This window comes from Methanomethylovorans sp., from assembly GCF_041305605.1.
Classification (GTDB): domain Archaea; phylum Halobacteriota; class Methanosarcinia; order Methanosarcinales; family Methanosarcinaceae; genus Methanomethylovorans.
In genome coordinates this window covers 1-5349 of the sequence record NZ_JBFYLB010000048.1, presented here as the reverse complement: position 1 = coordinate 5349, position 5349 = coordinate 1, and the positions used below count along the sequence as shown (strand labels likewise).

At 44.3% G+C, this 5349-nt stretch carries 5 protein-coding genes; all 5 read left to right on the top strand.

Features of this window, described 5'->3' with window-relative positions; all coding sequences use genetic code 11:
• A partial coding sequence (locus ACCM36_RS03250) for a hypothetical protein (RefSeq protein ID WP_370572295.1) occupies window positions 1-183 on the top strand: 183 nt, incomplete at its 5' end.
• A 251-nt stretch (window positions 184-434) separates the two neighbouring features.
• Window positions 435-1946 carry a 2-isopropylmalate synthase gene (locus ACCM36_RS03245; RefSeq protein WP_370572294.1) on the top strand — a complete coding sequence of 504 codons (1512 nt, stop codon included), beginning with the start codon at window positions 435-437 and terminating at the stop codon, window positions 1944-1946.
• 138 nt (window positions 1947-2084) lie between these two features.
• Window positions 2085-2843 carry a TatD family hydrolase gene (locus ACCM36_RS03240; protein ID WP_370572293.1) on the top strand — a complete coding sequence of 253 codons (759 nt, stop codon included), beginning with the start codon at window positions 2085-2087 and terminating at the stop codon, window positions 2841-2843.
• A 32-nt stretch (window positions 2844-2875) separates the two neighbouring features.
• Window positions 2876-3520 carry an MBL fold metallo-hydrolase gene (locus tag ACCM36_RS03235; RefSeq protein WP_370572292.1) on the top strand — a complete coding sequence of 215 codons (645 nt, stop codon included), beginning with the start codon at window positions 2876-2878 and terminating at the stop codon, window positions 3518-3520.
• Between the two features lie 53 nt (window positions 3521-3573).
• Window positions 3574-5349: YgiQ family radical SAM protein (locus ACCM36_RS03230; protein ID WP_370572296.1), on the top strand; the 1776-nt coding region annotated here is incomplete at its 3' end.

The following is a 5349-nucleotide window of genomic DNA, read 5'->3' as shown; positions in this document are numbered from 1 at the left end:
ACCAGAATTAACCGAACTGCCAAATCCAACGTCAGACAAGAAATAACTCCTGTCTCCACTTACGATAAAGCGGTGATTATCACGCACAACAGTTGTTGTGCGGGAATCACCATAATGCGCGTCTTGCTATATATACCTTGCGACTGGCGCAGAGCACAAAGCAAAACGGACATTTATCGATGATAACTTAACGGTATAATCTCTCAAGCGAGCTGCATTGCGTTTCCGCGCTGCAACGCCCCTTGCGAGCACCCCTAGAAGCACATGCTTCTATAAATACCTATCGCTTTAACGGGACTTTATAATCAAAATTGGAGGAATAGTAAATGCATGCAAAAAGAAACGTTTAAATATAATAACTTGACACAGCTTTATGATTACTATGAGCGCAGAAATGCAACTGAGGGATCGTTTTTTATAACACAGAACCGCTGTTGAACAAGAAAATCACTATTTTCGATACCACACTGCGCGATGGTGAACAGACACCCGGTGTCTCTCTGACAAATGACCAGAAGCTGAAGATCGCAAGGCAGCTGGACAAGCTTGGAGTAGACGTTCTTGAGGCCGGATTCCCTATTTCCTCTGATGGAGATAAGCAGTCTGTGAAAGCTATCGCCAACGAAAGCCTTAAACTGGACGTGTGTGGTCTTGCAAGAGTGCTGACAAAAGACCTGGATGCATGCCTGGACACAGGTGTGGACATGATACATACATTCGTATCCACATCTGACATACAGAGAATCCACACTATAAAGAAGAGCAAAGAAGAAGTGCTCACAATGGCTGTGGATGCAGTGCAGTACATAAAGGACCATGGCGTTAAGTGCATGTTCTCAGCCATGGATGCCACCCGTACTGACCTCGATTACCTAATAGAAGTATACAAGGCAGTAGAAGGAGCAGGTTGCGACATTCTCAATGTACCAGACACGGTAGGGATAATGTCCCCCTCCCACATGTACCAATTGGTAGGTGCAGTCAGCAAGGAAGTAAAAATCCCCATAGATGTTCATTGCCACAACGACTTCGGCATAGCAGTTGCTAACAGCCTCATGGCAGTAGAGGCTGGAGCAAGCCAGATCCAAGTGACTGTAAATGGAATAGGGGAAAGAGCAGGCAACGCTAATCTTGCCGAAGTGGTCATGTGCCTGCAATCAATTTACGGTGCAAAGACTAACATCAAAACAGAATACCTGCTTGAAACATCCAAAATGGTGGAGAACTATACAGGCATACACATGCCTCCAAACACACCTATTGTTGGCGAGAACGCCTTTGCCCACGAGTCAGGCATCCACACACATGGAGTACTCACTAAAGCTGACACATTCGAACCTGGCATCATGACGCCTGAGATGGTCGGACATAAAAGACGTATAGTACTTGGAAAGCACGCAGGCAAGCATGCTGTTCAGAAATCTCTGGAAGATGCTGGTATCCAGACCACTGAAGAGCAACTGGACGAGATAGTCAAGAGGATAAAGGCTATCGCAGACAAAGGAAAGCGTATATGTGATGCTGATCTTCATGCTGTTGCATCAGACGTACTGGGAAGAAACCTTGGCAGCGAGACTATAAAACTTAAGGAACTCTCAGTGATGACAAGCAACCTTACAACGCCCACTGCAGTTGTCAGGGCTATTATTGGCAACGATGAAGCAGTAGCCTCCAACATTGGTACCGGACCAGTTGATGCCGCTGTTAAAGCAGTACAGCAAATGATTGCAGGGTACACAAAGGTCAAGATACGTGACTTCCGCATCGAAGCCATCACCGGAGGAGCCGATGCTCTTGCTGAGGTCACTATAGGCGTAGAGGATGAAGACGGACGGGTGGTAACTGCTCATGCCGCCAGCACCGACATTGTGACAGCATCAGTGGATGCGCTCATAACAGCCATAAACATCCTGCTTGACAAGAAGAAATTGTGGAATATGCAATAACACTGCAATTGAATCAAGATATCACCAGGCAACAATGCCTGGAAACCCTTTTCTTTTTAGAGCTATAATCAACTGCATTGAATGTGAATCTTCTGAATCGTTCCCTTTATGATTACAGCAAACAATTAATGACTTATCATGGATTTCCAGGTTATAGATTCTCACTGTCATCTTGATTTTCCCAAATTCAATAAGGATAGAGAAGCAACCATACAATGTGCCCGCAAGGCCGGTGTAGATCAGATGATCAATTCCGGAGTTGATCCAAAAACCAATATATCAAGCCTTGAACTTGCTCGGGAATATGACTATATCCATGCAACTCTGGGATTCAGCCCCCACCTTTCACCGGAAGCCACTGATGAACAGGTACATTTAATGTTAAATTTTATAGAAGATCATGTCACCAACATAGTGGGAATAGGTGAAGCAGGACTTGATTACCATTACTTTACTTCAAATGCTGAAAGGAACAGGCAAATAGAAGTGTTCAAACAGGTCATAGAACTTGCCGATAAATACAATAAACCTCTTGTGATACACGGCAGAGAAGCAGAAGATATTGCACTGAGATTGTCAGGACACCTTGACAAAGTAGTATTTCACTGCTATGGAGGGAACCTTGAAACCATGCGGAATATAGTAGACGCCGGACATTTTATATCAGTTCCCACTTTGGTCTGTTTCTCGGAACATCATCAGGAAATAGCTAGAGAAGTACCATTAGAACACATGCTTCTAGAAACAGATAGCCCATATCTTTCCCCCCGCAAAGGTAGGAATGAACCGGCATTCATTCTTGATTCCCTTCCATGGATTGCAAAATTAAGAGGAATAGAAGAGAAGGATATAGCAGAGTGCACAAGGAAAAACACTATAAGGGTTTTCGGCCTCTAAGATTCAGATATTGGGAACAAGGGATAAAGAACATGAATGTAAAAAAATTCCATACTGGCTACTATGATGCAAATTCGTACCTTGTCAACGGTAAAGTGCTGATAGACACGGGCATTAACACAAATGCGTTGATAACAGAAATCGAGAAGAACATTGATATACAGAACCTTGAACTCATCATCCTCACTCATTGCCACTACGATCATAGTGCATCAGCAGAAACCATTTCCAAAAAAAGCGGTGCAAGTATAGCTATCCACAAGAACGATGTTGAAGGGCTACATCACAATGAGGCCAGTGCAGCTGCAGCCTTTGATAGCAAAGCCCCATCTTTTGTGCCTGATGTCCTGCTGGATGACGGGGAAAATATATCCATCGGAAATGGAGAACATCTGGAAATAATACATACACCCGGACACACACCTGGCGGCATATGTCTTTATGAACCTGTATCAAAATCATTGTTCTCAGGTGATACGGTATTTCCACAGGGTAGTATAGGGCGCACAGATTTTATAGGTGGTAACTCCGCAAAGATAAGTGAATCTATATATAAACTTACACAATTAGATGTAAGGACAATGTATCCAGGACATGGAGAACCTACTTCTGACAACGTGAAACGCCAGATAGAACTATCATATCGCATGGCTAAAAGCATATTTAAAATCATTTAATTATGACTGGAAAAAAGAAAGAGCAAGCTTCATTTGTCCCTCAGTTTCTCCCAATGGACCTTAAAGAAGCAAAGAAAAGAGGCTGGGAAGAACTTGATGTGATCATTGTGACTGGGGATGCCTATGTGGATCATCCCGGGTTTGGAACGGCCATCATCGGCAGGGTCCTTGAAGATGCCGGATACAGAGTAGGTATTATTGCACAACCTAAATGGGACAGCATTGAAGATTTTAAAAGATTAGGAAAGCCACGCTTATTCTTTGCTGTAAGTGGGGGAAACACGGACTCAATGGTGAGCAACTATACGCCTTCGCAGAGGTTGCGCCATGAAGATGCATATTCCCCTGGAAATAAACCCGGAATGAGGCCGAACAGAGCAACTATTGTTTATTCCAACAGGCTGCGGGAAGCATACCCTGATGTTCCGATGGTCATTGGAGGCATAGAAGCTTCTTTGCGCCGTTTTGCCCAATATGATTATTGGTCAGACAAAGTGCGCCAGTCAATCCTGGCAGACACACCTGCCGACCTGCTGATCTATGGTATGGGTGAACTGCAGATACTCCAGATAGCAGAAAAACTGGATAAAGGTGTACCTGTAAAAGTTATAACTGACATCGACGGCACAGTCTGGAAAATGGAAGTTAAAATCTGGAAGGAAAAAAGAGAAGAAATGCTCAAGAGCAATATTGAGATACCTTCGTATACCGAAGTATTACAGGACAAAGTACTCTATTCCAAAGCATTCAAACTTACATTCGATGAACAGGACCCCGTACGGGGAAGAGGGATAGTACAGGTTCATCCGAAAACAGTGATTATACAGAACAAGCCCATGCGTCCTCTTAATGAGAAGGAACTGGACCACGTGTATGAGCTGCCCTATACAAGAAGTGCACACCCCTCATACAAAGAACCCATACCTGCCCTTGACATGGCCAGGTTCTCCATCACGACTCACAGAGGATGTTTTGGTTCCTGCTCTTTCTGCGCAATAGTCCTGCACCAGGGAAGAATTATCTCAAGCCGGAGCATTGAATCAATACTAAGAGAAGCTGAAGGGCTGAAGAAGATCAAAGGCTTTAAAGGTATCATTAATGGACTTGGCGGGCCTTCTGCAAACATGTATGGGATGGAATGCGGGAAGTGGGAAAAGAAGGGAACATGCACAGACAAACTATGCATTTATCCCCAGGCTTGCCCATCGCTTAACACAAGCCATAAGAAGTTGATAGAGCTGATGCAACGACTGCGGGAAATACCGGGCATATCAAAAGTTTTCGTAGGATATGGCGTACGTTATGATCTTGCACTCCTTGATGAACAGTACATGGAAGAACTGTGTGCTCATCATGTCAGCGGACAGCTCAAGGTAGCACCCGAGCATTACTGCAATGCAGTCACCGATGCCATGAAAAAACCTCGCAGGGAAGTATTTGAGAAATTCGAGCAGAAGTACAAGGAGATCAACAGGAAAGTGGGCAAAGACCAGTACCTTGTAGCATTTTTGATGTCCGGCCACCCAGGGTGCACTCTTAACAACATGATAGAAACAGCAGAATACATAAGAGACACCGGAAGGTACACAGAGCAGGTGCAGGATTTCACACCCACGCCGATGACTGCTGCCACATGTATGTTCCATACGGGAATTGATCCTTTCACTGGCAAGAACATCTATGTTGCAACTTCCAGAAAAGACAAAATGATACAAAGAGCTTTTTTACGCTATAAGGACCATCAGAATCAAATGCTTGTCTACGAAGGGCTAAAACGCGCAGACCGGCTGGACCTTGTGGGTAATAGCTGGAACTGCTTTATCAGAAGG

Bases quoted from the DNA above. Each gene is read 5' to 3' on its own strand.
- ACCM36_RS03240 (WP_370572293.1), top strand. From the start codon at position 2,085: ATGGATTTCCAGGTTATAGATTCTCACTGTCATCTTGATTTTCCCAAA.
- ACCM36_RS03235 (WP_370572292.1), top strand. From the start codon at position 2,876: ATGAATGTAAAAAAATTCCATACTGGCTACTATGATGCAAATTCGTAC.